The organism is Bacillus sp. SIMBA_008 (genome assembly GCF_046535495.1).
GTDB lineage: Bacteria > Bacillota > Bacilli > Bacillales > Bacillaceae > Bacillus > Bacillus subtilis.
Genome location: NZ_JAWRWL010000356.1, coordinates 1 through 277, shown reverse-complemented (window position 1 = coordinate 277; position 277 = coordinate 1). Strand labels below are relative to the sequence as shown.

Genomic DNA, 277 nt, shown 5'->3' with positions numbered 1-277 from the left:
CTGCAAGTAATACAGGGAAATTCGTTGCAAATGAAGCAAGAATGGTACCGACTGTAAAGATGCTAAGCGCCGTTAAAACTAAAGAACGGCTTGAAAATTTCTCGATTAAGAAAGCCGTGATCGGGATGAGAATCCCGTTTGTCAGCATAAAGGCTGTGGTGAGCCACTGCCCTTTGCTGACATCAATATTGAATTCCTCCATGATATGTGGGATCGCTGGAATGAGCAATGTTTGGTTTAAAATTGCGACAAATGCCCCAACGAGGAAAATCCCCAC

The 277-nt window shown here is 43.7% G+C and carries 1 protein-coding gene; it reads right to left on the bottom strand.

What is annotated here, in order from left to right:
- The coding region (locus tag SB658_RS23575; protein WP_410602722.1) for an MFS transporter at nt 1–277 on the bottom strand (277 nt) is incomplete at both ends.